The following is a 264-nucleotide window of genomic DNA, read 5'->3' as shown; positions in this document are numbered from 1 at the left end:
CGTGCCGATGTATCTCAAAACTCATCTTCGGGTGATGTTTGAGATATTTGCTCTTTAAAAATCTGGATCAAGCTGAAAATTGAAACGACACACTGTTTAAGTGTGTTCGAGTCTCTCAAATTTTCGCGACACGAAAATGTTTTACGAAACATCTTCGGGTTGTGAGGTTAAGCGACTAAGCGTACACGGTGGATGCCCTGGCAGTCAGAGGCGATGAAGGACGTGCTAATCTGCGAAAAGCGTCGGTAAGGTGATATGAACCGT

At 44.3% G+C, this 264-nt stretch carries 1 rRNA gene; it reads left to right on the top strand.

Going from position 1 to position 264, the window contains the following annotated elements:
- Window positions 1-165: 165 nt before the first annotated feature.
- Window positions 166-264, top strand: a 23S ribosomal RNA gene (locus tag CWM57_RS27090); the annotation flags it as partial.

The organism is Klebsiella sp. G-Nf4 (assembly GCF_002810615.1).
In the GTDB taxonomy this organism is placed as follows: Bacteria; Pseudomonadota; Gammaproteobacteria; order Enterobacterales; family Enterobacteriaceae; genus Klebsiella; species Klebsiella variicola.
This window is presented reverse-complemented; position numbering and strand designations above follow the sequence as displayed.